The 25,645-nt window shown below is 68.5% G+C and carries 26 protein-coding genes and 4 pseudogenes; 21 read left to right on the top strand and 9 right to left on the bottom strand.

The features are described 5' to 3' along the window. Positions 1-112 precede the first annotated feature (112 nt). The 10 genes and pseudogenes from QC283_RS15540 to QC283_RS39585 form a co-directional block, all read left to right on the top strand. Positions 113-466, top strand: coding sequence for an SH3 domain-containing protein (locus QC283_RS15540; protein WP_279562097.1), 354 nt, complete (start codon positions 113-115; stop codon positions 464-466). A gap of 100 nt (positions 467-566) precedes the next feature. After that, positions 567-1,049 (top strand): hypothetical protein, encoded by a 483-nt coding sequence (locus QC283_RS15535; protein ID WP_279562096.1) that lies wholly within the window; start codon positions 567-569, stop codon positions 1,047-1,049. Next, positions 1,046-1,490: pseudogene (locus tag QC283_RS15530) on the top strand (hypothetical protein). The gene QC283_RS15535 and the pseudogene QC283_RS15530 overlap by 4 nt, the downstream one beginning before the upstream one ends. Before the next feature lie 10 nt (positions 1,491-1,500). Further along, positions 1,501-1,914 carry a hypothetical protein gene (locus QC283_RS15525; RefSeq protein WP_279562095.1) on the top strand — a complete coding sequence of 138 codons (414 nt, stop codon included), beginning with the start codon at positions 1,501-1,503 and terminating at the stop codon, positions 1,912-1,914. Positions 1,915-1,956: 42 nt separating this feature from the next. Next, positions 1,957-2,799, top strand: coding sequence for a winged helix-turn-helix transcriptional regulator (locus QC283_RS15520; RefSeq protein WP_279562094.1), 843 nt, complete (start codon positions 1,957-1,959; stop codon positions 2,797-2,799). Continuing rightward, positions 2,796-3,311: a regulator gene (locus QC283_RS15515; RefSeq protein ID WP_279562093.1), complete on the top strand. Its 516-nt coding sequence runs from the start codon at positions 2,796-2,798 to the stop codon at positions 3,309-3,311. Before QC283_RS15520 ends, QC283_RS15515 begins: the two co-directional genes overlap by 4 nt. Before the next feature lie 44 nt (positions 3,312-3,355). Then, positions 3,356-4,543 (top strand): MFS transporter, encoded by a 1,188-nt coding sequence (locus QC283_RS15510; protein WP_443032606.1) that lies wholly within the window; start codon positions 3,356-3,358, stop codon positions 4,541-4,543. A gap of 29 nt (positions 4,544-4,572) precedes the next feature. Then, complete coding sequence (locus QC283_RS15505; RefSeq protein WP_279562091.1) at positions 4,573-4,875, top strand: hypothetical protein; 303 nt, start codon at positions 4,573-4,575, stop codon at positions 4,873-4,875. A gap of 48 nt (positions 4,876-4,923) precedes the next feature. Beyond that, positions 4,924-6,168 carry an ATP-grasp domain-containing protein gene (locus tag QC283_RS15500; protein ID WP_279562090.1) on the top strand — a complete coding sequence of 415 codons (1,245 nt, stop codon included), beginning with the start codon at positions 4,924-4,926 and terminating at the stop codon, positions 6,166-6,168. Further along, a pseudogene (locus QC283_RS39585) lies at positions 6,165-7,312 on the top strand (MFS transporter); the annotation flags it as partial. The gene QC283_RS15500 and the pseudogene QC283_RS39585, both read left to right, overlap by 4 nt. Here QC283_RS39585 and QC283_RS15490 read toward each other — a convergent pair. Together QC283_RS15490 and QC283_RS15485 are read right to left on the bottom strand one after the other, a co-directional pair. Further along, positions 7,274-10,168 (bottom strand): serine protease, encoded by a 2,895-nt coding sequence (locus QC283_RS15490; RefSeq protein WP_279562089.1) that lies wholly within the window; start codon positions 10,166-10,168, stop codon positions 7,274-7,276. The pseudogene QC283_RS39585 and the gene QC283_RS15490 overlap by 39 nt on opposite strands. A gap of 7 nt (positions 10,169-10,175) precedes the next feature. After that, positions 10,176-10,484, bottom strand: coding sequence for a trypco2 family protein (locus tag QC283_RS15485; protein ID WP_279562088.1), 309 nt, complete (start codon positions 10,482-10,484; stop codon positions 10,176-10,178). Between the two features lie 183 nt (positions 10,485-10,667). Here QC283_RS15485 and QC283_RS15480 point away from each other — a divergent pair. Together QC283_RS15480 and QC283_RS15475 are read left to right on the top strand one after the other, a co-directional pair. Further along, positions 10,668-10,835, top strand: a pseudogene (locus tag QC283_RS15480) (DUF317 domain-containing protein); the annotation flags it as partial. Positions 10,836-10,938: 103 nt separating this feature from the next. Then, positions 10,939-11,568, top strand: coding sequence for a class I SAM-dependent methyltransferase (locus tag QC283_RS15475; protein ID WP_279562087.1), 630 nt, complete (start codon positions 10,939-10,941; stop codon positions 11,566-11,568). 58 nt (positions 11,569-11,626) lie between these two features. On the opposite strand, the gene QC283_RS15470 is transcribed toward QC283_RS15475, so the two are convergent. Continuing rightward, positions 11,627-13,882, bottom strand: coding sequence for a tyrosine-type recombinase/integrase (locus QC283_RS15470; RefSeq protein ID WP_279562086.1), 2,256 nt, complete (start codon positions 13,880-13,882; stop codon positions 11,627-11,629). Positions 13,883-14,061: 179 nt separating this feature from the next. After that, the gene (locus QC283_RS15465; protein ID WP_279562085.1) at positions 14,062-15,396 is read right to left on the bottom strand and encodes a tyrosine-type recombinase/integrase; all 1,335 of its coding nucleotides are present in this window, start codon (positions 15,394-15,396) and stop codon (positions 14,062-14,064) included. 63 nt (positions 15,397-15,459) lie between these two features. On the opposite strand from QC283_RS15465, the pseudogene QC283_RS15460 reads away from it, so the two are divergent. The 4 genes and pseudogenes from QC283_RS15460 to QC283_RS15445 all read left to right on the top strand — a co-directional run. Next, positions 15,460-16,033: pseudogene (locus tag QC283_RS15460) on the top strand (DUF317 domain-containing protein); the annotation flags it as partial. Between the two features lie 28 nt (positions 16,034-16,061). Further along, the gene (locus QC283_RS15455) at positions 16,062-16,550 is read left to right on the top strand and encodes a hypothetical protein (RefSeq protein ID WP_279562084.1); all 489 of its coding nucleotides are present in this window, start codon (positions 16,062-16,064) and stop codon (positions 16,548-16,550) included. 47 nt (positions 16,551-16,597) lie between these two features. Next, positions 16,598-17,398, top strand: coding sequence for a DUF317 domain-containing protein (locus QC283_RS15450; RefSeq protein WP_279562083.1), 801 nt, complete (start codon positions 16,598-16,600; stop codon positions 17,396-17,398). A gap of 33 nt (positions 17,399-17,431) precedes the next feature. After that, positions 17,432-18,436, top strand: a complete 1,005-nt coding sequence (locus QC283_RS15445) for an MSCRAMM family protein (protein ID WP_279562082.1) — start codon at positions 17,432-17,434, stop codon at positions 18,434-18,436. Between the two features lie 27 nt (positions 18,437-18,463). Here the strand turns inward: QC283_RS15445 and QC283_RS15440 are convergent, their stop codons facing one another. Beyond that, positions 18,464-19,021 (bottom strand): transposase, encoded by a 558-nt coding sequence (locus QC283_RS15440; protein WP_279562081.1) that lies wholly within the window; start codon positions 19,019-19,021, stop codon positions 18,464-18,466. Next, entirely contained in the window at positions 19,018-19,521 is a 504-nt protein-coding gene (locus tag QC283_RS15435; protein ID WP_443032612.1) for a winged helix-turn-helix domain-containing protein, read from the bottom strand. The genes QC283_RS15440 and QC283_RS15435 overlap by 4 nt, the downstream gene beginning before the upstream one ends. 276 nt (positions 19,522-19,797) lie before the next feature. On the opposite strand from QC283_RS15435, the gene QC283_RS15430 reads away from it, so the two are divergent. Both QC283_RS15430 and QC283_RS15425 read left to right on the top strand, forming a co-directional pair. Beyond that, positions 19,798-20,505, top strand: a complete 708-nt coding sequence (locus tag QC283_RS15430; RefSeq protein WP_279562079.1) for a DUF4145 domain-containing protein — start codon at positions 19,798-19,800, stop codon at positions 20,503-20,505. Positions 20,506-20,597: 92 nt separating this feature from the next. Further along, complete coding sequence (locus QC283_RS15425; protein ID WP_279562078.1) at positions 20,598-20,849, top strand: hypothetical protein; 252 nt, start codon at positions 20,598-20,600, stop codon at positions 20,847-20,849. Between the two features lie 571 nt (positions 20,850-21,420). On the opposite strand, the gene QC283_RS15420 is transcribed toward QC283_RS15425, so the two are convergent. Further along, on the bottom strand, positions 21,421-22,278 hold the full coding sequence (locus tag QC283_RS15420; protein WP_279562077.1) for a hypothetical protein: 858 nt from the start codon (positions 22,276-22,278) through the stop codon (positions 21,421-21,423). 260 nt (positions 22,279-22,538) lie between these two features. Between QC283_RS15420 and QC283_RS15415 the strand changes: the two genes are divergently transcribed. From QC283_RS15415 to QC283_RS15405, 3 genes are all read left to right on the top strand, one after another. After that, a complete protein-coding gene (locus QC283_RS15415; RefSeq protein WP_279562076.1) occupies positions 22,539-22,892 on the top strand; it encodes a DUF317 domain-containing protein in 354 nt (117 codons plus the stop codon). Positions 22,893-22,995: 103 nt separating this feature from the next. Beyond that, on the top strand, positions 22,996-23,286 hold the full coding sequence (locus QC283_RS15410; RefSeq protein ID WP_279562075.1) for a hypothetical protein: 291 nt from the start codon (positions 22,996-22,998) through the stop codon (positions 23,284-23,286). Between the two features lie 15 nt (positions 23,287-23,301). Beyond that, entirely contained in the window at positions 23,302-24,123 is an 822-nt protein-coding gene (locus QC283_RS15405; RefSeq protein ID WP_279562074.1) for a DUF317 domain-containing protein, read from the top strand. Positions 24,124-24,294: 171 nt separating this feature from the next. Here QC283_RS15405 and QC283_RS15400 read toward each other — a convergent pair whose 3' ends face one another. Both QC283_RS15400 and QC283_RS15395 read right to left on the bottom strand, forming a co-directional pair. After that, positions 24,295-24,987 carry a hypothetical protein gene (locus tag QC283_RS15400; protein WP_279562073.1) on the bottom strand — a complete coding sequence of 231 codons (693 nt, stop codon included), beginning with the start codon at positions 24,985-24,987 and terminating at the stop codon, positions 24,295-24,297. Positions 24,988-25,066: 79 nt separating this feature from the next. Next, complete coding sequence (locus QC283_RS15395) at positions 25,067-25,510, bottom strand: hypothetical protein (RefSeq protein WP_279562072.1); 444 nt, start codon at positions 25,508-25,510, stop codon at positions 25,067-25,069. Between the last annotated feature and the right edge of the window lie 135 nt (positions 25,511-25,645).

The raw sequence follows: 25,645 nt of genomic DNA, 5'->3' as shown, positions 1-25,645 counted from the left end.
ACGATCGCCGGTTAGCCAAACCGCCGATTCTCCGGACTCTTATACAGCCGCCGGGACAACTCCTGCGGCCACTTCCCCGAATTCCCTGTGCCTTCACGGAGGTTTCTTCCGCATGCGCTCCACCCGAATCGCCATATCCGCGGCGATGCTCGGCGCGCTCGCGCTGCCGGCGCTGTCCGCCATGCCCGCCAGCGCCGCGACCGTACCCACCGCAGCAACCGCCACCCCTGCCGTGAGCTGCCACAACCTGCCGCCGCTCCCGTACGCGGTGCACGCCAAGGCCGTGACCATCCGGTCCAAGGCCAGCTCGAAGTCCACCGCGCTCGGCGTGCTCTACAAGAGCCACAAGTTCAGCGTGTCCAAGAAGAGCGGCAACTGGCTCTACATCACGGACAAGACGACTGGCGTCAAGGGCTGGGTCTCCGGCACCTACGTCTACCGTGACGTCCGCATGTGTCTGGACTGACTGACCGGATCCAGCACGTCCCGCCCAGCGGCGGGGGCACCGAGTACAGCCGCCCCTCACATTCCGCAGGCACCGGCCCATCCAGAACAGGAGACCCCTTTTGACCGACGGCATATCCGATGAGCCTGCGGATGTCGTGGGCGTACTCACCGAACGGATCGAGGCCCGCTTCGACATGGGCATGGACCAGTTGAAGGCCGCGGTCGCCGCCGCTCCGACCGCGAACCCTGAGGCCACCGAAGTCGTCAAGTGGCACGGCCTTCTCGTCGAGGCTCAGTCCGTGCTGGAGCGCGCGGAGGACGACCTCCTCGCAGCCCTTGAGACCCAGCCCAGCAAGGTCGACGACCCGACGATGGGCCTCGCCCACCGGGTGAGCGCCGCCGTCACCACCCGCGACGGCCGGGCCATGGTCGTGCGGTGGCTCCTCGACCCGGACGCCCCGGGAAAGAAGGACCTCGCCGCAGAGCGCCTGGCCCGCCTCCGGCCCCGAAGCGGCCCGGCGGTGCAGACCAGCGCCCCCAACCGGCCGGCAGGGACACTCGCACCGGCGTCGGCGTGGCGGCCGGCAAGGTCCGCCCGATGAGCCGGGACAAGGCCAGCACCATGGACCTCGACCTGCAGAAGGTCTTCGGGAACCCGGGTACCCGAGCTGTACGAGGCTGCTGCCGGCCACGATGCCTCACCCGAGCTAGCCCGTGCCCTGGAGCTGCGCTCGTTCCTGGCGCTCACTGAGGAGCAGGTCGTCCGCGTCCGTGACCGCGTCCACGCCGACATGGATCCCGAGCGGGACATGGGCGAACTGTCGGCGGACAAGCTTCGCTTCGACGCGCAGTGGCTGGAAGCAGCACTGGAGGCCCGCGACGGCTACCGCGCAGCCCTCGGCGAGCTGCTGCGCACCATGCCCCCGCCTGCAGAGCAAACCCGGCCCGCTCGCACGGCACAGCTCAGCGCCACCGCCACCCTGCCTGCGTCTGCCGCCCCGGCACCCCAGCGTGCCGGGGCGGCCCGGGCCCGCCGACCGTGAAAGCCCTCGATTGCCTCACCTCACGTCCACCGACATAGCCGGCCGGATCGAGGACCTGTACGGCGCACCGCTCGCCGACCTCGAAGCCCACGCGCAGGACCAGCCCCCCGGCATGCTGTCCGCCCTGCTCGGCATGCACGACGCCCTTGCCCTGGCCGAGCGCAGCATCGACTTTCACCGTAACCAGCTGGCCCGGCTCGTCCACCCCGAGCGGCAGATCGGCCCGCACGAGGTGTCCCACCTTCTCGACGGCACCCGCCGGCTCGCCGAAGCCGTCGCTGTCCGCGAGGCCCAGGCCATATCGGTCGCCGCTGTCCTGCAGAGCCTGGCCCGCGTCCCAGCCCCGACGTCTGCCTCTCCGACTCCCTCGCCGCCTACTCCGGCCGCGCCCCTTATGGCGCAGGGCGCGGCGCACAGGCGCTGACCCCCAGGCGATCGCCCCTTCTTTCACCCAGGAGTTCCTCCCTTGGCCATCACCGCTCTGCCCCCCGATGCCGACGCCGACATCGCCCGGGTCACCGAGGCCCTCGCCATGATCACTCCGCGCTGGAACGTGAGGATCCTGCTGGCCCTCTCCGGCCCGCCGCTGCGCTACAGCGAGCTGGCGGCCAAGGTGTCCTGGCTGCAGAACGGCCAGCTCCACCCCAAGTTGAAGTCGTTGTGCGACGCCGGTCTCGTCGAGCGCACCGAACACACCGCACGGCACGTCACCTACGGCCACACCGAGCGAGCCACTGCCCTGCTGCCGATCCTGCCGATGATCGTCACCTGGGCCGAAGAGCACCTGGAGAAGGCGGAGGGCCCGCTGGCCGCGATCGAGCAGATCGAAGACAGCCTCACCCTGCTCACCCGGCGCCACGCCGCCGCCATCCTGTGGGTGCTCAAGTCGCGTAAGGAGGTCAGTGGCCGGGTTCTGGCCCGGATCGTCATGCCCAGCAGCGACTGGACCAACATCTATCCGCCGTTGCGCCAGCTCGTTGCCGACGGTCTGGCCGATACCGAGGGAAACGGCCGGCCCTACCGGCTGTCCGCCGCCGGCGACGCCCTGGGCCCCGTCCTCGGCACGCTGTCCGCCTGGTCTGCCGGGCAGCCCCTCGACCAGGCGGCCCACCACCCCGTCTGGGGGCAGCCGCAGGCCAAGAGCGCGCCGAGGCCGTGGGTCAGCAGCCCGTCACGGCCGGCGCCCGTGGCGCTTCCACCTGCTCGGGCGGTTGGGTCGTCCCCGGTGTGGCACCACCGCGACCTCTTCTCGCACGCTGCCGCTGGCCGCCCGACGGCAGCCATCCCGGCGGGAGGCCCGCGCCGATGAGCACTTCCTTCACCCCTGCCGAAGCGCGCCAGGTCATCGACCTGCTGGCCTCACGCTCCGTAATCCGTCTGGTCACTGAGATCGATGACAACGGCGCCATACCGCCGCGACGGCTCGCCGGCACCCTGCCCGACCTTTCCGCGCACCAACTGCGCAGTGCATCCGACACGGCCCGCGCCCACGGCCTCGTCCGGGTCGCGCCCGGCGCCGGTCTGGAACTCACGGACTCCGGGATGGAACTGGCCGATCTGTACGACGCGCTAGCCCGGTGGGCGCGGCGTCACTCGGCCCCCGCCGCCGTCTGCGAGTTCAGCAGCCGCATCCAGCGCGTTCTCGGCCTGCTGGCACCCTCACTCACCCCCGGGAACGCCGACCGCCCCGCACCCCTGCCCGACGCGCACCCGATCAGCGCGGAGGCTGAGGCGGACCTAGCGCGCGTCCGCACGCACCTGATCCAATGGCTGGCCGGCAACCCCCAGGTGACCAGGGCCGAGCCCGAGCGGGCCGCGTGAGCGCAGCGGTCACACCTCGGCACGCACGCCACACGGCCGGGCTGATGAGCAGCATCTACCTGCCGCGCACGGCGGACGCGTTGGCGTTCGCGATGTCCACCTACGGCATCCCGTTGCTCGTTCTGGCCACGACTGGCTCCGCTGTACTGACAGGGGCCGCCTTCGCCCTGGAGTGGATCCCGCGCCTGGCTGCGTTCGGGTGGGCCGGGTCGATCGTCGACCGGCGCGGCGCCTCGGTGGTCTTCCACCTCGCCTCCCTGGGACGGGCGCTGGCTCTCGCCACGGGCGCTGTCCTGCTGTACCTCTACCCGTCCGGTGCTGCGGCGAGCGTGACGGTGATGGTGCTGGCGGCGGCGACCGGTGTGCTCACTGAGTTCAGCTACATCTCCGTCGAGACTGCAGGTGCCGCCGCCGGCCGCCGAGCGGGACCGCGGGCTCACCGTGTCCAGGCTGCCCTGCTCGGCATCGACCAGACGGCGACCTTGGCCGGACCGGCGCTCGCCGGCGTGCTGCTGCTCGCCGGGCCGCCGTCGATGCTCGCGGTGGTCACCGTGTTCTCGCTGCTTGCCGCGCTGCTCGCCCTGCGCACCCCGCCCTCGCCCGTTGCCCCGGCCCGCGCGCCGAAGGGGCGGCCCGGCGCCGGGCTCGTCACCGGGTGGCGCACTATCCGCGCGCTCCCCGCACTCGGCTGGTTGGTGGCCGGGCTGACCCTGTCCAACCTGTCTATCGGCCTTCTCCAGGCCGCCGGTCCGGTGATCGTCGTCCAGCACTTCGGGCAGTCCACCACGGCCGTCGGCCTGGTGTGGTCCGCCGCAGCGGCGGCCACCCTGGTGGCCGTCACCGTCTGCCGGTTCGCATTGGACCGCCTGGGCCTGTGGCCGGTGGGAGCCGCCTGCTCCGTCATCGCTTCGCTCGCCTGTCTCGCAGCCGCCCTGGCCCCCGACTACCTGTCCTACCTGGTCATGGTCGCGGTCCTGATGGCAGCCGATGGCGGCTTGGCGGTCGTCCTGCGCACCCTGCGCTCCCGCCTGATCCCCCCAGAGGCATTCGGCAGCACCCTGTCGGCCACCATCCTCATCCTCCTGCTGCCCTTCCCCCTCGCCGGCGTGCTCACCGCGCTCACCCCGCCCGACGCGCTGTGCCACGTCATCACCGCCTGCGCCGCCCTGCAAACCCTCGGCCTGTTCTGCGCCTTCGCCCGCCTGCGCACCGACCCTGCCCTGCGCGCCTGACCCGGCTGTCCTGCCCGTGGAGGACCCCTATGACCATCGCCGCCCTCGGGTCGCACCGAGCGTCCGGCCGCACCATCACCGAGCAGTTCCACGCCTTCGATGCCCGCAACCCGCACGTATACCGATCCCTCGAACGCATGGCCGCACGCCGCCTGGCCGCCGGCGCCACCCGGATCAGCCTCAAGGACCTCTTCGAGGACCTTCGCCGTCAACTCCCGTACGGCGTCGCCGGGCTGAAAAACAACTTCACCACTCTCTACGCCCGCCGTCTGATCGACGAACACCCCCACTGTGTCCACGCGTTCGAGCTGCGCCGTCGCCGCGCCGCCTGACCCCCCCCATTTTCCTGCCCTGCCATCCCTCGATACGGAGAAGCTCTCTTGTCTGCTCGCCCTGTTGTACTTGTCGTTGCTCCCGGAGATGAGAACTACCGCGGCTACTGCCTTGAGCAGGTCGCCGACGCCTACAGCGTCGTGCTGCTCACCGGCACCGAACCCTCGTGGGAGAAAACGCACATCACCGATCACGCCGTCGTGGACCTCAGCGATCCTGCCGCGCTGTTGGCGGGGGGCCGGGCCCTGGCCGCACGCCACGACCTCGCCGGTGTCATGACCTGGGACGAGTGGAGTGTGGTCCCGACCGCCCAACTCGCCCGCCAGCTGGGCTTGTCCACCACCGCGCCCGAAGTGATGCAGGGGTGCCGCAACAAGGCCACCGCTCGGTCGATGTTCGCCCGCCACGGAGTGCCCTCGGCCGCTTCGGTGAGCGTGCGTACCCGGCAGGAGGCCGAAGCCGCCGCCGACCGGATCGGCTATCCCGTGGTGCTGAAGCCTGCCTCACACGCGGGTGCCATCGGAGTGCTCCGCGTCGATGACCGCGACCAGCTCACGGCCGCCTACCGGGCGGCCGAACGGACGGCCGGTCAGGGCACCGAGAGCACCAGCGTCCTCGTCGAGGAGTTCCTCGACGGGCCGGAGATCTCCGTGGAGTGTGTCACCTACCGCGGCGCCACCACGGTGGTGGCGGTCAACCGCAAGACCATCAGCCCTCCGCCGCACTTCGAGCAGCTGGCCCACAGTGTGGACGCCGATGACCCGCTCCGGGAGACCGTCGCGCCGGCCGCCCGGGCGGCGATCAACGCCCTCGGCATCACCGACGGCGTCAGCCACATAGAGATGCGCCTCGTCGACGGTAGGCCCCGCCTCATCGAGGTCAACGCTCGCCTGGCCGGAGACATGATCGGCCACCTCGTGCGTCTCGCCACCGGCATCGACCTGGTCCGTGCCGCCGCAGACATCGCCTGCGACCGTGCCCCCGACCTCACGCCCACCAGGTCCTCGGCCGCCGCCATCCGGCTCCTCTATCCGGACACCTCCGGCACCCTCACCCACCTCACCTACGACGGGCCCCGCCCGACGTGGCTGGACCGACTGCACTACCAGCGCCGCCCCGGCGACCAGCTCCTCCTCCCCGCCGACGGAGGAAACCTGTACACCGGCCGGATCGGCTACCTCATCACCACCGCCACCACCGGCCAGCAGGCGCGTGCACGCGCCGACCAGGCTGCTCGTGCCGTCACCGCGGTCCTCGACTGGACCTCCGGCCCCCGTAGCGCTGCGGCGTGAGCGCGGTGTCTGCGGCCGACCGGCGCAGCCGGGCGTTGCTGACCGGCTATTTCCTCGGCCTGGGTCCATCATGGCGGTGTGGGGCGCCCGGATGCCCGCCGTGCAGCAGGCTGCCCACCTCGGCACCGCAGGGCTGGCCCTGGTCCTGCTGGCCGCCGCCGTCGGCATGGTCGCTGGACTGCAGCTCGGAGGCCGCTACGCCCGCCCGGCGCGGCTACCAGCCCAGCTCACCAGTGGGTCCATCCCCCTGGCCGGGTGCCTCGTCCTGGTGGGGCAAGGCGAGAGCCTGTCCGCGTTGCTGGCGGCGGCTCTCGCGTTCGGTCTCGCGCACGGCGTCCTTGACGTAGCCGCCAACACTGCGGCCGTCCGCTGCCAGAACGCCTTCGGCCGGCCCATCATGTCTGGTCTTCACGCCGCATACTCCCTCGGCGCCCTCGCCGGCGCCGCCCTGGCCGCCCTCACCGCCCAGGCCCCGCACAGCACACTCTTCACCGCAACAGGCGTCCTCCTGGCCGGCGTCGCGGTCGCAGCGGTGCCGGTCACCCGAAGCCTGAGCGGCGCAGACCGACCCGCAATGCGCGCTGGCGCCGGGAAGCTGCCCCTGCTTTCGTCGCCGGGGAAGCTCTGGCTTCTGGCCGCGCTGGCCGCTGCGAGCCTGCTGGGCGAGGGAGCCGCCGCTGACTGGGCCGCCGTGCACCTGCACACCCTGGGCGCCCCGACGGCCGCGAGCGCCACCGCGTTCGCGCTGTACAGCGCGGCCATGGCGGCCGGACGGATGACCGGTGACCGGCTCACCGCTGCCTTCGGCGCCCCGACAGTCGTACGGGCCGGAGCCCTTCTCGCCACGGCCGGACTCACCCTCGGCGTCATCGGGAACAGCACCCCACTGGCGCTGACGGGCTGGGCGGTCTTCGGACTCGGCCTGTCCACCACCGTCCCCTCGCTCATCACCGCGGCCGGCGCCGGAGGCGCCCAGGCCGTGGCCACGGTCACCGCCACCGGCTACCTCGGCCTCCTCTCCGGACCGGCCCTCATCGGCGCCCTGGCCAGCGCCACCACCCTGCCCACGGCCCTGCTGCTGCCCGCCCTAACCGGCACATCGCACTCAGGGGAGGAGACGCGGCCTCTGGCGCGTTGCAAGCCATTTCTCAATCTCCATGCGGTCGCCTGGTGGCAATCTGGAGTCGTTGGCAAGGCCGGTGAGCAGATCAGCAAGGTCAGCGAAGCACGTTCCACCGGTCCCCGAGAGACCCCAGATTGCCAACAGGCGGTCAGCGCTCGGGTCTTGGGCAAGGTCTCGCAACAGGGCGGCACCGCGTGGGCGATCCAGACTCGTAAGACGCCCAGCCGCCGCCACCCGGCCGCTGGCACCGAGGGCGCTGTCCCAGGCAAGGCAAACGAGGAGGTCGGCGGTACGCGCGCTGTCGAAGGTCTCCAGCCGCTCTGCACATCCCTGTCGGAATACCCTGTGCAGGCTGGGGTCGAGGCCGAGACCATAGAGGAGGTCAGCACCGCGGGCATCACCGAACTCCGCCAGACACTCGGCCGCCCACACGCGCTCGTCGCTTATGTCGGCGAGGGATTCGTCATCTTCGAACTCGGCATCGAGACGGCCAGGATCGAGACCGACAGCAGTGTCGCCAGCCAGAGCAACAAGCAGGTCGCCACCCCGCACGTCATCCAGGAGATACAAGATCCGCGCCGCATTCACGCGGTGCCAGCTGTCCCGGGTGGCGTCCCGGGCGACGCCTTCGAGCAGGGAGACGGCGGCCTCGGTGATCGGAACGGGGATTCGTGTTCCCAGCTCTGTTTGCAGAGCGACGACATTGCACCCTTCGATTCCTCCGATGCTGATCGTGCGCTTGAGGAGCCGGGTCACCTCACGGCCATCAGGTATGGCCTCGAGGAGGAATCCGAGATAGGACGCGTGGCTGAGTCTCCAGCCCATCTTTTCCCACCAGATGTACTCCTTGAGGGGTCGCGCGCGGATCCAAGGCCAGCGTCCGTACCACCGGAGGTGGAACATGGCGTGAAGCGTCCGGGCACGAGCCCGGGCGTTACGGGTGGCATGGCGTACGGCGCAATACTCAAGCAGCGTCTGGTGCAGGAACTCGAACTTGTCGGCGCGTTCAATGAGTAAACCGCTGCCCCGCAGGACGTTCCCGAGAAATCTGTCCCATACTGGCTGCGGTACTCGCTCGGGGCGCTTGGCCTCCGGTTGGGAGGCCAAGATAGCGGCGGTTGACGTGTCCTTCCCCTCGTGCCGCTCGGCGGCGAGACGGTCGATCAGGGCAGGGAGACTGCTCAGCGTCGCGTCTGCCTGGGCGAGAGCGGCGTTCCCGTACTCTTGCAGCGCGGCTAGGGTCTTGGTGACGATACCGGAAGCGTGCCGGTGCTCTGTGAGCAGGTCGATGAATCGTTGATAGATCTCGCTGCGACCGGCCGGGAGCGGCTGGTCGGGGTGCTTGGCGTGCAATTGGCAGAGCATGGCAGCCATGAGTGGAACACGAGCCAGGCCAAAAAGATGGGAACTCAGGGCCGCCGTGAACCGGTCGGCTTCTTCGTCTGGTTCAGGCAACTTGAGAGCATGGAACCAGCTACGGACGACCTGGCGAAGGTCGTTGAGGCTGAAGGGTTGCAGTTCGTGGTGAGGCACCTGGCCCAACCTGTCGAGCTCCCCGTCGGACAGGGGACGGGTGGCCACGATGAACTTGTACTGCGAACCGTGCTCACGGCCGGTGATGGCAGCCAACTTGTCCAGTACCACTCGGCGGGTCTTCGAGTCGGAGATCTCGTCTAGGCCGTCGACCAGGACCAGCCACGGCACACCCGGAAGCGGCTGATCGCGGAAGAACTCTGGGGGCAATCCCTCCATCAGTCCAAAGTCGCTCAGCTCAGCGGTGACGGCCTTGGAGAGCGCCTCCGGCAGCATGCCCTCGGTGAGGTCGGCGGCCGATATTAGGACCGGGATCGCGGTGATCTCCTCCCCGGTCTGCACGCGTTCGAGCGTCTCGGCCAGGTGAGCCCGCAGCAGACTGGACTTGCCCCCACCGGGCCCGGCAAACACCACACACGTTTCGCCCCGCGCCATGATTTCACTGGCCAGCAGTGGCACTGCAGCCGTGACTGGCGCCTGATTGGCAACGGTGTGGTGCGCGGTGCGGGAGAGGGTCTGCTGACGCAGGTATACGGCCGTCAGGGGTGGGGTGATTCCGGGCAGGACTCCGGCATAGGGATGTGCGCGCGCTGCGTCCTCGGCAACCGTCAGATACCTCTCGAGCGCCTGTGCTGATACGTCCGGTAGGGCTTGCAGGTCAAGATCACAGCCGAGCGTCTTCTCTAGCCGCTCGCGTTCGGCCGGTCCCAGCTTTTCCGCCCAGCGGTCCACCCGGCTGGCTGCCAGGCTGCCCAACCCCTCGTCGCCATGGTGCTCACCGATGACGCCGATGATTCGGCCACCGCTGAACACGGCCGCGCCGGACATGCCCTCCCAAGGGTCCGGTAGGTCCGGGCTCTTGACTTTGTCGGGAGGCTCGGCGGGCGGGTGGACCTTTAAGTCGAGCGTGCCCTGACGACGGTTGGACAGCACAGCGCAGGTGGCGGTCACGTGTGCGGAGTCGCGGTACCGCGAGCCGTCTTTGTCCTCCCGCAGTTTGAAGAGGGGAAAGCCCATGGCGCGGCAGTGCAGCTCTGTGTCGCGTTCGCCGATCCGGCCGAAGCGGACGGGCTCCACCTCGCTCACCCCCGGCATGGCGGGCACGGCGAGCACGGCGACATCGATCCCAGCATCCGCCCACTCGACTGTGGCTGCGACCACCCTCTCGCCCGGCCGGTCGGCGTCGAACCGGACCTGGATGCCGGCCGCGTCCGCGACCACGTGGGCGGCCGTCAGCACCCGGCCAGCCGCCGCAAGGTAACCAGACCCGCGGCGTCCGCTGCCCGGGAGCTTGACGATGACCTCGCCGACACGCTCGGCCTGAACCCCGTAGACGCCGTTCATATCGCGGTCAGCGCTCCCCGTCGACCTCATTACCGCTGATCAGGGCGGTCCCGCGTGTCCCGTCCGGAGCGATCAGATGCGGCTGCAGGGTGAGCTTGATCCGTTGTGTCTGCGACGTGTTGTGCTTCCCGGTGCCGCCTGCTTCGACGACCAAGAAGCGGATCTTGCCGCTCGCCCCGGCCTCACGGACCACCGCCACAGTCGCTTCGATCTCCACTGGGCCAAGCTCGAAGCGGAGCGGGGTGGTCGATCCGTCCCTCATCGAGGCGTACAACTCCTGCCGCAACTGCCAGACTAATTCTGATAGTTCAATCATGTGCTGTCCCCTCGCTTCCATGCGGGACCGACATCCTACGTAGCTTTCCACCAGCAGTCGGTACGGGCGGCGGCGAACATACTCCGCTGCAGGTCCGGCTGAGTCGGCGGGAGGCAGGTAGGCGGCCGCAAGCGGCGTACAAACCCAAGTGAACCTTGACAAACTCGATTCCACATAATCGGCAACGCCTGCCTCACGGCCCCCGACGGCAAGGTCCGCCTCGGCTACCTCCCCGAAGGCGACGACGACGGCCTGTGGCGCATCAACGGCTACAAGGACGCCTTCGGCCCACCGGCCTGGGGCGTCTGCTTCAACGACAGCGCGCCCACGGAGTTCTTCTCTGAACTAACGAGGGTGTCCCGTGATCAGGTGACGGGACGATCAGTCCTGAGGGGAAGAGCAGGAGTGGGGCCGGAGAACGGCTGCGAACGGCACGGGTGTTAGTTTCCTTCCCGTGTTAAGACACCAGGACGAGACCAGGGCGGCCTATGACGGGGTCGTCGACCTGTATGCGTCGATGTTCGCTAATCGGCTGGAGACGCAGCCGTTCGCGCGGAACATGATCGGTACCTTCGCCGAGCTTGTGCGTGCCACGGGGAACCTGCGGGCAGCCGACGTCGGGTGCGGGCCCGGTCATCTGACGGCCATGCTGCACGACTTGGGGCTGGACGCCTTCGGGCTCGACCTCTCCCCGGCCATGGTTGACCACGCTCGGCGGGCCTATCCAGCGCTGCGGTTCGACGAAGCGCGAATGGAGGCCCTGCCGGTCGAGGACGGCGCGCTCGGCGGAGTGCTGGCCCACTACTCGATGATCCATACCCCACCTGGGGAATTGCCCACGCTGCTCGCCGAGCAGGTGCGTGTCCTGGCACCAGGGGGCCTGCTCCTGGTGTCCTTCTTCGGGACCGAGGGATCGGAGCCGGTGCGCTTCGACCATAAGGTGACGCCCGCCTATAGCTGGCCGGTGGACCGGTTCGCCGAGCTGCTGGCCGGGGCCGGGCTTGTCACGTTCGCCCGGCTGCTCCACGACCCAGCGTCTGAGCGAGGCTTCCTCGACACCCACTTGCTGGCTCGCCGCCCGTAGAGCGTGGCCCGTGGCCTGGGTCGGGGTGGTGTAGATCATCCGCGTGGATGAAGCTCGTCTAACTTGAAGGTCCTCTTGCCGTACTGATTCGTGTCGCGATCTGGCTGAAGCGGGGCATGCCTAGATCGATCACTTGGCGTTGACGGACTTGCTCTGCATCGAGCTGGGTGAGCTCCTCCTCTGCGCTGGCGAGGCTGACTTGGAGTCCTTCGATCTCACCAAGCCATCCCTCCTGTTCTGCTTCGGTGACTCGGGCGATCAGGTTGTCGCGGATCTCGACGAGGCGGTGTCTCTGAGCCGGATCCGGTCGGAGCATGGAGCATCGAATACACGCGTGCTCGTGGATGCAGGGAGTTCCGAATGCGCGAGCGCAGATTCCGATGGACAGTTTGCGTCGCTCGAAGTGCCCGAGGAAGGCATCCCATTCCTCGTTGGTGGGCGTTCGGTACTCCTCGCTGGGCCGGAGTGCTCGGCGCCGGGCGATGAACGCGCGATGGGCTTCGATAGCCTCGCCGGGGTAGATGGCGTTGTATCCCATGGTCGTGTTGATGCTGGTGTGCCCGGCGATGACCTGCGCGATGTGCGGGGGAAGGCCGCTGCGGATGGCGTCGGTGATGAAGATCCGCCGGAAGTCATGCGGCGAGAAGTCCAAGGGCTGTCCGGCTGAGTCGGTCAGATTCGTGGAGGCCAGAACCTCTTGGAGTGCTTGGCGCAGGAGCTTCGGGGAGAGCCGGGAGCTCTCGCCACTGCGGCACCACTGGAAAAGCAGTGGCATCTGCGGATTCCAGGTTTTCTCGGCCATGTCATAGCTGGAGACGTAGGGGACGGCACCGGTGCGCGGATCGCGGATGCGGGCGATGATCGCACTGAGCACATCGGCGAGCTCCGGGCTGACCAGGATGACTCGTTCCTCATCGGTTTTGGAGGGCGCGATCTGCAGGAGGGGGACAATCTCGCCGGTCGTGGGCAGTCTGTACTGGATCAGGCTGTGATGGCTGGCCTCCAGCATCTCCTCGATGCGGACACCAGTGTGCTGAAGAAACTCGACCATCGCCCAGGCCCAGAACGCGCGGCTCTCCGCGAGGGCCAGGTCGACGCGCCGGCCGGTGGCGATGTTCACCGCCCAGGTCGTTCCGTCCTTCGCTGCCCGCATGAAGGTGTCGCCCGCGAAAGCGAACTGACCGCCTGGCGGGGTGTCCATCAGTGCCTGTAGTCGGGCTTTGGCCGCGTTGAGGCATGATGAAGCCGCTCGGGCGACAGCAGGCAGAGCCGGAAGTCGTTCCCGCGTCCGGTGGTCCATCCGAGCTTTGCGCCGCTTGTTGTCTTTCACGACAGCGACATCCGCGTCCTTGATCGGACTCGGCACCGCCCAAGGCCCCCAGCGTGCCGGCTCGTCGATGGCCCACTGGGCGATGTCGAGATAGAACGCCCGGACGGAGATCATGATGCTGGCGACATTGGCGCGTCCGGTCACTACTTCACGCACTTTGCCGTCTGGCTGGCGGCGCCGTTCGATGCGGGTCCGGCATCTCTGCTTCCAGGCCGCGCTCACCTCGGGCGCCAGGTGGAGAGAGTCGATCCCCGGATGATGTTGTTCCAGATCACCCCAGAAGTTGCTGGCCAGGTGCCGGGACAAATTGTTCAGGGACGTGTAGTCGAGACCCGGCTGCCGCTCTTTGAGATAGTCCACCAAGAGATCTCTGACAGGGCGGCAACGGACACCGAACCGGTCGACGAGTTGCTCCATCGACACCTGCCCACTGGTGTTGGCCAGGTAGCGCAAGGAACTGGGTGCTTCTGCAGGCAGGGTGCCCAACTCTCGCAGCCAGGCATAGAAGAGGGTGTTGCCGCGCGCTTTGACGTTCGCGGCTTTGTTCGCCGCTTTGAGTGCGGCGAGATACTCCACGGCGTCGCCGACGGTGATGTCCGCCAAGGTGCCGCCCTTGGCGGCCACGATCTTGACCAGGGAGTGCAGGGCGTGACGCCCGACGTTGGACGACCACGTGGCAGATTCGATCAACGCCTCAAGCTGGGCGAAACCTTCCGGGTCACGGGCAGGGATCAGACCGATCCGCAGGCTCGTCATGTTGGCCGAGGTCCGTGACAGCAGCCAGGGGAGGGCAGGCCTGACAACGTCTGCACAGATCAGACTCAGCAGCCCTCCCGACAGTGCCTGCCGTTGCGAGGGACCAGCAGCCGTTCCGATCCAACCGGGTGCCAACCGGGCCCAGTCGTTGCCAGGAAGCGTGCTCGCGGGACTGGCATTCCAGCGCTGCTGCCAGGTGCCCCCCGGGAAGGTCTCCAGCCACTGCAAGGTCTGGCGAGCTCCGCGGATCCTGGCTCGGTGCTGCCTCACGTCCGCCGGCCGCAGAGGAGGTTGCTCCAGACAACTCAGGATGTCGGCCTGCGTGCCTGCCGTGGCCGCCCAGTAATCCTCCGCAGGTCTGGGCGGGAAGCGCAAGGCGACGGCTTTCAATGCCTCCCCGGCCAGGCTCAGGGACGCGGGAGGTGCGACATGCGTCGCGACGGACAAGGTCTGCGTAGATGACACCAGGCAGTCCCGAAGAGGTTGTTGAGGGAATCAGGGTTGTAGCCGGCTGCCGGAGGCGCGGGAGTCCGCTCGGCGGACTTGGCCCGTCGGGCATGGTGTGCCCGAACATGTTCGATCACCTCGTCCCGGTCGGCCGGAAGATAAAGCTGTGTCGTCGACAGGTGTGCATGACCGAGCACCCACTGCACGTCGGTCAGCGGCATCTTCGGATCCCTCGCCAGCCGATAGGCGGCGGTGTGTCGAAGATCGTGGAGAGTCCAGTTCGTACCGAGCAAACTGTTGGCCCGGTTGAACATCGCCCGGGCCGCCGGATAGTTCAGGGGACGCCACGGGCGGCGCAACGTCCACCACAACCCCTCGTTCTGTCCGCGGGGTACCCCAGCCCGCCAGGCGCTCTCCTGATAGAGCCGTAGCCAGACGAAAGCGTCCGCTGAGCAGGGGAGCTGTTGATAGGCCCGGCTCCCCTTGCGGACCACCCCCAGGATCTGTTGGCCGGGCAGCGCGTCGCGTTGCCGACTGGTGAGCAGTTCCTCAGCGCGAGCCCCGTTGGAAACCCAGAACGCCAGCAGAGCTCGATCACGGTCGTGCTTCAGCGCGGCGAACAGCGCGTTGAACATCGCATCAGGGATCCGCCGAGGCGCTCGCTTGGGAATGGCCGGCCGGTAGCGGCCCTGCCGTTCGTGGCGAAACCGCTCGTCAGGGTTGTGATGAGCGTGTGCCCGGCCATGGCGCCGCGAGCGATCCAGCGGAAACGGGTTCAGGATCGGCCCGGTTCCCTCGGAGAGGTGGAAGTCGTAGAAGGCCCGCAGGACGGTCTCGCAGTGCGCTCGCGTTGTCGGCGCGTATCTCAGCCCTGGTGACGACTTTCCCGTGATCGGATTGGGGCCTCCGGGCGGCAGCTTCTCCAGTGCTGGATTTGGTGCTGTCCCCGTCTTAATGTCCCGTCGGTGGCGCCAGTGCAGCGGTGCGGGCCTATTCGCGATCTTCATCCAGCGGGCGAAGTCCCGAGCGTCCGACCGGACTGCACGATCCCAGGCGATACCCCAGCCCCACAGGAAGCGCCACCAACGCAGCAAATCCATTCCGTACGACCGGATCGTGGCTGCTGACTTGTCACAAGCCAGCAGCTCCGCGAAGAAGGCAGCCACGGGATCGATCTCGACCCCGTCCGCGCCCAGGAGAACAAACGGCCTCCATGGATCTCCCGTCTCCGCCAGCTGTCCAGCCTCGGGCAGCACGAAGCTCGCTAACTCCCTCTCGGGATCACGTCCAAGCATCCACGGAAGCTAGCAGAAAGGCCATCTGACCTGCGAAAATGATGGAGTTAGTTCAGTCAACGGTTCGTCACTGCCTTCACCACCGCCCTCGCCGAGGCGTACCGGCAGGGCCCAGACCGCTACCTTGTCCGCCCGCTTCCGGAAGCACCGACCGTGACCCGTTCCAGGCCGTTGACCCGCTCATCAACCGAGGCTGGTGCTTTGACCGCCCGGATCTGAGGACCTTCGCCATCACCGCACCCGACGGGCTCGCCACGCTGGAATACACCACCGGCGACCTCGACCCGGCGATCGAGCTGGAAACCCGCGACGCGCGCTGGCACCTGTGGGCCGGCACCTCCTCAGCCCGGCCCTACTGGTACGCCACGGCCAGCACCGACACCCCCGCAGCCCTTCTGCGAGCTGTGACCGAGGCCGTGGCCGACCCCGCGCCCTTCCTCGATGGCGGGACGACACTTCCAGCTACGTCAAGGACCACGCCCAGACTTCCCCGATCCACCCGCCCTCTCCGCCGACGCCCACCCCGCTCGACGTCCGGCGGGCCGCAGCGTCCCGCCGCCCGGCCGCGCTTCCCGCGGCCAGCGTTCCGCGCTGGAGCACCACCAGCCGACATGCCCTGCCCGGCCAACGCCGCTGACTCCACTCAACTCCGACCGGAGACCCTCGTGTCCCTGCAGGCTCCCGAGTTCTTCACCGAGCTGTGCCTTCCTTTCCACGAGCACGCCGTCGTGGGCAACACCTACTACGCCGCCCCCGTGCCGGGCACGCCGCTGCGTTTGCGGATTGACTTCACCCGAACCATCCACGCGGACACCTACGGCGGGCTGCGTGTCGCAGTCGTCCACCCGGAACGCGGGGAGATCGACGCGGTGGCACTCAGCTTCGTGGACCACGGAACCTTCCACCGCCGCGACGAAGCCACCAACACCCCTCCGAACACCAAGCAGTACGGCACCTTCGGCGCCTACCACCGCCCCGGCCGCCCCCCGTGGGACGGAGCCGTCACCACCGGGCTGCGCGACGCCATCGAGCAGTACACGGCCGTATGGTTCCCCGGAGCCTGGGCTGCCTCCGCGCCCAAGCGTGCGGCCGGCCCCACGCCGCGCACCACTCCAGCTCCGCCGACCGCCCCCGCCGGGGCCCGCACCCGCTGAGCCTCGTCCCGATCCCCGCACCACCTACTCAGCAGGAGCATCTCCTCGTGTTGCCCGACCCACCACGCGACCCCTTCAACAATCTCGACCCTGCCCAGACCGTGAGAGTTCTCCCGCGTCACCTCGCCGGCCCCGGCCAGGCAGACCTGGAGACGATCTGGGCCTACCCCTTCGACGACGGATGGCACCTTCACCAGGGACTCGAAGGGATGGTGTTCGCCATCAGCCCCTGCGCCCGGCTGTGGACCCGCTTCGCTCCCAAGCCCGAGGAGCGAGGCCCAGACACGTGGACCATCGGCATGGACCGTGCCCCCTTCGGCCCGCGGGCCTGGGAGATCACCTTCGACGCCACCACCCCCGCCGAACTCCTGCGCGACGTCCACACCGAACTGCTCGACCTGTACCTCGAAGACCGCCACAGCGACAAGAACCACCTGGTCGAGGATCCGACGGCCCCGCACGAGGTGTACACGCCGCTCCTCACCCACGGCTGGAGCCACAGCGTCAAAACGGACGGTACGCAGACCTTTCTGCCACCAGAGGGCCTTGGCGGTGTGCGTCACCGGTACGCCACCACTGGGGCCGACGGTCCCGTCTGGCGGGCCTGGGGCGGCTACCCGAGCGCACCGCACTGGCAGGCCCAGTTCTCTGCCGGCGCGCCCACCACCCTCGCTGCGGCTTTCACCGCCTCGCTGATCTCCACCGAACCGCTGCACCGGGCAGTGAAGCAGATCCCCTTCCACACTCGTCGTCACCTCTACGTCGCACCGGCTGCAGCCCCGCAGCCGCCCAGCCATCTGCCGCCCGCTCTGCCGTCCGCACCCCACCCCGCCGGCCGCGCCCGCTGACCTCCCCCGACCGATCAAGGAGTCCTCTTCCTCGTGCACGCACGTCTCGTCCGATCCGCCGCCGCCGTCGCCGCGGCCGGCACCCTCACCTGGGCACCGGCCGCGAGTGCCGAGCCCACCGAACCGACCCCCTCAGCCTCCGCCGCCGCCGAGACTCCGGCCGCGGACGCGGGCAGCGTCGAGATCACCACCAGGGACACAGCCGGAGACGCCCTGCCCGGCGCCGTGTTCCTGCTGCTCGACTCCGCCGGCCAGGAAGCCGGACACGGGAAGACCGACGCACAGGGAAAGCTGACCTTCTCCGACCTCGCGCCCGGCGTCTACCGGCTCAAGGAGACGGCCTCCGGCAGCCCGCTCCACGAAGTTGTCGCCGACCAGGACGTCATCGTCACTCCCGGCGCGACCACACGGCTGACGATCACCGATCCCTTCAAGGCCGCCAAGGTCCTCCTACAGGCCAAGGACGACAAGACCGGCAAGCTCCTGCCCGGCACGACCGTGAACATCGGCACCGGCACCTCGACGCTGCTCACCCTGACCACGGGAGCTAAGGGCACAGCCTCCGGAGAGCTGCCCATGTCGAGCCGGAAGGCCCAGTTCTGGGTCAAGGAGATCAAAGCCCCTGCCGGCTACGACCTGTACAACCCCACCAAGACGTTCACCGCTGCTCCCGGCGACCCGGTGACCGTGACCGTCACCAACGCCAAGACCACCACCACCCCGAAGCCCGAATCCTCGGGCAAGCCCACGCACACGCCCACCGACACCCCCTCCTCCAGCCAAGGCAAGCCGAACAGCGGCACGGACAGGGCCACGCCGTCCGCGTCGGACAGCGACACACCGGAAACCGACTCCTCCACCATCGCCACCACCCCGGTCGGCAACTCCACACCGAAGACGCCGACGGGCTCCCTCGCCCACACGGGTGCTGACGCCACGCCGTGGCTGATCGGCGGAGCGGCCGTTCTGATCGCGGCAGGCGGAGGCGCCCTCGCCGTGGCACGCCGCAGTCGCACCGACAGCCACACAGATTACTGAGGTTTTCGTTAGTTGGGTGGTAATTGATCATGAATTGTCAGTCCGGTGTGGGTGAGGAAGGACCACGGGAGTTGTTCGCTGGAGGCAGACCCGGCGGATGCCGTGTTCGGTGGCGTCGGCGACGTCGGCGAGGTGGTCGCCGGCGAGGTTGGCCAGCTCGCGGGTCTTGATGGCCGACCACAGCCCTTCCACCGGGTTGAGTTCGGGTGCGTAGGCCGGGAGCCTCTCCAGCGTCAGCCAGTTCTGCCCGGCGGCCCAGGCCCGCATGGCCCGGCTCCAGTGGGCTGACAGGCCGTCCCATACCAGCACCACTGGTTCACCGGCGTAGAAGGTCTTGATCTGCTCCAGTACCCCGATCAGGGCTGTGGTGTCGTAGCTGCCAGGCTTGAGGTGGAAGCACAGCCGCGGGCCGCGTCGGGCGTCGGCGGCGTGGTAGCCCAGCGCGGCGGCCATTGAGGCCCGTTTCCAGTTCAGCCGGTGCCGCAGGACGGGAGTGCGCCCGCGGGGCGCGTAGGTACGGCGGACCTGGGGCAGCAGCGACACGCCCGACTCGTCGAAGAACACGATCCAGGCACGTTTGTTCACCGCCCTTTTTTGATGCGCGGCCACTCGTGGGCGACCCATCGGGCGATCTCGGACTCGTCCCGTTCGACGGCCCGCCGCCTGGGCCGCTGCAGAGTCCAGCCCAGCCGCCCGGTCAGCAGGCGCCATACCGAGGCGCGGGCCAGCGTCACCCCGGTCACCCGCTCCACCACCACGCCGACCCGTTCCAGGGTCCACAGGTCCGCCTCGAACCCGTGCGCCTGGGCACCCCGCTCCAGCGCTTGGCGGACCTCGGCGACCTGGGCGTCGTCCAGCTTGGGCGGCCGACCGGCCGCCGGACGCCGCCGCAGAGCTTCAGTTCCGTCCCGCTCCCACACGCGTCTCCACCGGCGCACGCTCTCCAGGCAGACCCCCACCGCCCGTGCGACCTCGGGCTGCGTACACCCCCGCTCGAACATCTCAGCCGCACGCATGCGACGGGCCTCGGCCAACTGCGGCCGCGTCAACGGGAGAACGGAGACATCGACAACAGCATCCTGCACCTCGGAAGACACCCCGGCATACTCCCACCAGCGCAGCACCTACACCCACAGAAGATCGGGTTGGCGGCGTTTCTGAAGTGCTCTCCGGGCCGTTGGCGGCGCCACGCTGACCGCGAGCCCTGGAAATGGGCAGGCGTACCGGGCGGCCGTACACCGCCCGCGTCCTGGGTGGGCCGCGCGCCCCCGTGCGCCCGGGAGGGGTAGAACCCCGGCCCACCCCACAAGCGACTCGTAAATGCACGGACGCACCAGAACGAACTTGCGTATCTTTGCGCCATGGCAAGCACAGACTGCGGCTGGTGCGGTGTCCGCACGCACATGATCATGGTCCCTCCCGTGCGTGAACTCCCCCGTGCCACCTGGCAGTCCCGAGACGACAACGTATGGATGGCCGCCTTCCGCTGTTCCAACGAGAAGTGCGCCCGGCTCTCCGTCGGCTGGGCAACGTTCTACAAGGTGACGCACGAGAGCGAGGCTCAGGCCCACCTGCCCACGGCAGAACTGCAGTGGGAGCCCAAGCAGATCCGCCAGCCGGTCTTTCCAGACGTGCCACCGGAGATCGAACAGGCCGCCAGCGAAGCGCACGCTTGCCTCAGCATCGGCGCCGCGCGCGGCGCAGTCGCCCTGGCCCGCGCGGTCGTCGAAGCAACCGCCAAAGCCAAGGGCGTCACGACGCACGGCATTGTGCAGAAGATCAACGCGCTACGGGACAACTACGTCATCAGCCCGCTCACCGCAGAAGCCAGCCACCAGATCCGTAAGGACGGCAACAGCATCGCCCACGGTGACATCGGTGACGAACCGATATCTCAGGACGACGCCGCAGCCATCCTGGAGTTCATGGACGCCTTGTTGGATGAGGTCTTCCAGCGGCCGGCGAAACTTCAGCGCCTCAAGGAGCGGCACGAGGAGCGAAAGCAGGGCAACGCCCCCAGCGGCCCAACGGCACCGGGCCGCAGCGGCGCCGACTTCGGGGGCGTGTAAGCGCCGTACGTCACAACCCCGTCACACCCCCTGCATGCGGGCTCCACGGCGCGCCACAATGCGGCACAGCCGACACCACGCAGGGGGAGACCATGCCCAGTTACAGCGACGTCCAGAAGGCCGTCAGAGTCGAGAAGTTCCGCATCTGGTTCGCCTGGGTGTGCGGCAACATCATGATGCTGATCATCGCCAACGCCACCCAGGACATCGACGTCCTTGGCATCGTCACCCAGGTCCTGGTCGTGGTCGTCTTCCTGCTGCTCACCTTCGCGGCCGTCACCATGACCAACCGGCTCAACCGCAAGGCCGCCGACGCGCGCCGCGAAGTCCTCGGGGACCTGTAGGCCGACCGCCTCGTACCGCACGCCTGGGCACATCGCGTGACGCTGGATCCGCCATGGCGCGGGCACGGCCTGGCGGCCGTACTTGCGTGCGAGGTGATCACCCGGCTCATGACCGGCTGCCGGGCCGTCGCCTGCTCGCCCGGCATCACCGATCTCAGTAGCCATCGGCTAACGGCCAGAGCCGAGTGGGGCCGTGTGAACGCCAAAAGCGCCCAGGGGTGGGAGGGTCTGGGTTTCCATCCCTACCGAGACGATGTCTATCTTCTGTATCCCGCCTCGCAGAATCTTGAGGAGCAGCGCGGCGCACTGCGCAGGCATCTTGCCGAACGCGGTGGGTCCTGGCGGGCTGACGCTTCATGACCAGCCCGCCAGCATGTGAGGCGAGCTGCCTGCTAACCCGGCACCTTTCTCGGTCCATTTTATCCATTTGTCACAACGGGTCGTTTCGCACGGATAGTGCGGAAGATCGTCACCGTCGAGTGGCTTCGCTGTTGAAAAGTCTCGCGACTTGTGTCTCGCAGCCACACTGCTGACCAGCGCTTCATCCGAGTTCCGCGCCGAGTCCGGCCAATCAGTCTCGCGGACGTCTCCGAAACCGTAGACCGGCGCGCGACCCGAGCGTCGGCGTTCCCTGCGACGGGGCCGGCTCAGGGATGCCATCGAGGTGGGAGCGAGCCGCCTGAACGAAGTCTGTGCGCACTTCGTGGAAATGGAGCCACCGTCCGTGCGGAAAGCGTTCCAGGGCCTCGCCCAGCGACAGCTGTTGACTGTAGGTGAACACGAGGGATGCGGCATCAGAAGCGGATAGCAGGCCCGTAGCAATTATCTGGAGGCCGAGCTGCTGCCCGTACTCGGTGCGGCCTGGATCATGGGAGTCCATGGCCCGCAATTCACGCAGGGAATTGAGTAATGCGGCGATCGGCCGATCCTGATCAGAGGGAACCTCACGCTCCTCACGCCCCCCAGCTTCTTTGAGTACTCCCAACGAGCGGGCAGCAGTGAGTGCCTGTTCCAACTCGACAATTGTGTTGACTATGGCGCTCTGTAGGGCATAGCCCTTCGAGACGATCTCCTCGGGCCCTTCAAGCTCGATCTTGCGATACGCGTCTGCAGCGTTCGCGGAGCGCGGATAAGTCGCTTCCAGGGCCAGCTCGGCCTCTGGTAGGTCCTCATCGGCAAGATGCTCTGCCACAACTCCGGCAGATCGCCTGAACTCGTCCACGGCGCCGAGATATTCAACCCACACGTCGCGTCTTACGGTCCGTCGCCATTGTGTGTTCTGGTCTCGGCCTTGTGCCCTGACCGCCTCGATGGCTGCGTTCGCCTGCTCTTGCATGCCGCGCGCTTGCCAGCGGGCGCCGAACAGACCAAGCGCCACACCTGCCACCGCGATTAGCGCCGCAAGTACGGCAGCGACCCCCTGATCCATTCCGGCATCGTTTCATGCTGGGGATCACGCCGAAAGGTGGGCGGGTCGGTCGGGCTCGCTCAGATCTGCGATCCACCGGCCATCGAGTGGCCATGAGTTTGGAGATGCGGCCAGGTCGCTGGAGATCCCACAGCTGTCGACGGACGGGAGTTCGCCGGCGGCAGACAGGAAAGATCTCGGAAAGACTGGCCAACGGGCGCGAGGGCATGTCAACGTAGACGACCTTGCAGGAAACCCCCAGGTCAGAGAGGTGATTGCTCGTGACCGTAGCCCCTGCGGGCCCCGGTTTCTCCACCACTGTCGAAGCCCTGCGACCGCGGGAGTGGCAGCTCGGCCCCGGTCAGCCGACGCTGGTCATGGACCAGTTCTCCGCCGAGGACTTCCACCTGATCGTTGATGATCGTGCCGATGTGCACGTCAGCTCCAAGGACGGCCGATTCTACCTCGGCTGGTTTCCGCTCGGCCGCCCCGGCACGGATGGCGAGGGGTGGAAGATTGCGGTCACTGGAACCGCCAAGGTTCGTGGCTACCACATGTCGTTCGATACCGAGACGCCGGCCGACATCGTCGCCGCCACCGTGGCGGGGGTGCTGGAGACCTCACGGCGCTTCTGATAGCGCGGACGCTGCCACGTAGTGCCCGCCCTGTGAGCACTGGCCGTGCCGAAGGCCGGCCCGTTCCGCTGCCCCGTGTCCCCCGAACCCTAGGAGGCTGTCCGTGACGTCCCCGGAGATGACCGTCGGCGATCTCATCGACCTGTTGTCCGGCTGCGACCGGAGTGCTCCGGTCCGCCAGGCCATGAACCCGTTCTTCCCGATGGCACATTGCTTGGCGCAGGTACTGCAGTCGGTCGACGAGACCGGCCAGACCATCGTCTACCTCGCCGAAGGGCGGGACGAGGACGCGCAGCTCGGCCACCTTCCGCCGGAGGTCGCCATCGCCCTGACGTGGCAGGGCCCCGTCCAGGCGCCCCCGCGCCGCCCTCGCCGCCGTGCCAGCGGCAACTAGACACGCACCGAGCCCTTGGAGGCGCCCCTGTACCCCGACCTTCCGCCCGACCCGTCCGCCCCGCGCGGCGGCCAGCCCGCGTTCTGGGTCGGCCCCCGGCATCTAGCCGGTGACGATGGACGCCTCTACGACGTCGTCGCCGACGCGCTCGCCGGCCTGGGCTGGACGAGCCTGACGATCGTCCGCGGACGGCACGAGCCGGACGAGGAACCGGAGGACCGCCAGGTCCTGCGCAGCACCGTCCTGCACATCAGCCCCGACGCCTTGCGCTGGGCCCAGTGGGGGCTGGCGGACGAGCCGTTCCACCTGGGTGGGCTGCCGATCGCCTGGCAGATCTCCGCCCGAGCCGAGGCGAGCAACCCGCTCGCCCAGTGGTCGGCCTACTTCACCCGTGACGTCCCCGGCGAGGCGGTGGTCGACTTCCTCGTCGCGCTCGACGCAAGCAACCAGCCTGCCTCGGCGCTCGCCGGACCCGAGCTGGTCCTTGACGCTGTCGCCGCCCACGGCTGGTTCCGCGACATCGACCAACCCCAGGCGTCGGCGACGGACCCGACGTTCACCTCGCACATCAGCCTGGGAGAGGTGCCGCCCCTCATCCAGGACGGTGACCTACGGGCCCTGTCCGCCGAGGACGACGAGACTAGACCGGCCGGATGGCAGGCGTGGGCCGAGCCCGTACTTGGCGCCCCGCTTCTGTGGGTGGCCTCGTTCGCCGCCAGCGTCCCGCACGACCTCGTCGCCGCCTTCGCCGCCTCCCTCAGCTCGACCGCACCGGTCCTGCGGCGGGTCCTGCCCGAGGCCACCCAGGAGCGCCTCCTGCGCGCGTCGGCCATCTAACGTCCCGCGCACCCCTCTCGACGATCGCAGTCCGGCATCCTCCCAGTTGGGGGTGCCGGACTTTCTTGTTTCCCGGGCGAAGTTGCCGGTCGGGTCGTTAGTGCTTAGCCCATAACGCACTGCTGCCCCCGACCGCGACGGTCGGAGGCAGCAGCGTGACGCGCGCGCAGGTCAGCTCGTTGCCGTGGCCTTGGCGAGGGCCTTGTCGAGGTGGCGGTCGACGAGGGCCGGGGAGCCGGAGAGGACCAGCAGCAGGCTGCCGTCGCGGATCGCGGTCTGCTTGACCACGGTGCTCCGGCCCCCGGCGATGTACGTCAGGAGCAGGCTCCACTGCTCATCACCGCCGACGCTGGGCGCGGGCAGCTTCTGCGAGGTCACGTCGACCTGGGTGCCACCGGCGACGACCTGATAGGCCGGGCAGCCTGTCATGGCATCGAAGATCCGGCCGGTGCCGTCGGAGAGCTTCTTCACGCTGTCGCTGTACAGCTCCTCGGAGATCTCCGAGGAGCTGTAGCCGTAGGTGAAGTCCGCCTTCGCCTTGTGCGGGAAGGCGAGTGTGCCGCCAGTCGCCGCATCACCGCCCAGCTCGCTCAGGGCCGGGCAGCCGAGGACGGTGACGTCATCGTGCTGGGCCGGACGCTCCGGCTGGGGAAGGTAGCCGCTGCCGAGGTCGCGCGGGTCGAGCAGGCGGGACTCGAGCGCGGCCGAGGAGAGCGCGGCCGGCTCCTGGGCGACCTCGGTCGGCTTTCCCGTACGGGAGGAGGCGGTCCGGTGCTTGGACCCGGGGGTGTCGGTGGAGCAGGCGGGCACGGCGAGGAGGGCGGCGGTGATGCCGAGTGCGGTGGTGGCGACGCGAACGCGCATGACGGAACTGACCCCTTGGTGCTAGGCGACGGGTGGTCAGTGCGGGCCCGCGGGCCCGGTGGGGTCGTAGGAGTGGTGGTCAGTGCCCGAGGTGGCGCAGGCAGTCCTCGAACGTGGCGTGCGTCGAGTCCGCCGGCCCGGAGTGCCGGTTGTACCAGGCGGTGTCGATGCGCGTCTCCAGCTGCTGGTGTCCGGCCCTGCAGCGCAGCCAGATCTCACCGCGGGTGGAGAGGATGAGCCAGTCCCGGTACGCGCCGCACTTGGCGCAGGTGGCCATCTCGCCGTCGAGGACCAGGGGCTGCTTCCACGGCATCATCTTGCCTTCGACCTGGTCGTGGCTCGGCACCCGCAGCTCCGGCGGGAGGAAGTCGTTCACGATGGCGGTCGGCTCGGCGGGCTGCGGCTCGGGCGCCGGCACTCCGATGCCGGGCGGGACCTGTCCCTGCATCTGCGCGTGCAGCTCGGCGAACCGTTTCTGAGCTTCGCTCGGCCCCTTGGCCCTGCGGCGTATTCGGTGAAACACCCTGGCGTCCTCCTCTACCTCGGCACCTCGTCCTGCGCGCTTCATGATCGTGCCCCACGCCGTCGGCGGTTTCAATTCACAACGTCCACAGTCCCTTCGGCCAGGTCAGCACGGGTGTGGCCTCTCGGCTGCCCG

The organism is Streptomyces sp. DH41 (assembly GCF_029813785.1).
Lineage (GTDB): Bacteria > Actinomycetota > Actinomycetes > Streptomycetales > Streptomycetaceae > Streptomyces.
This window is presented reverse-complemented; position numbering and strand designations above follow the sequence as displayed.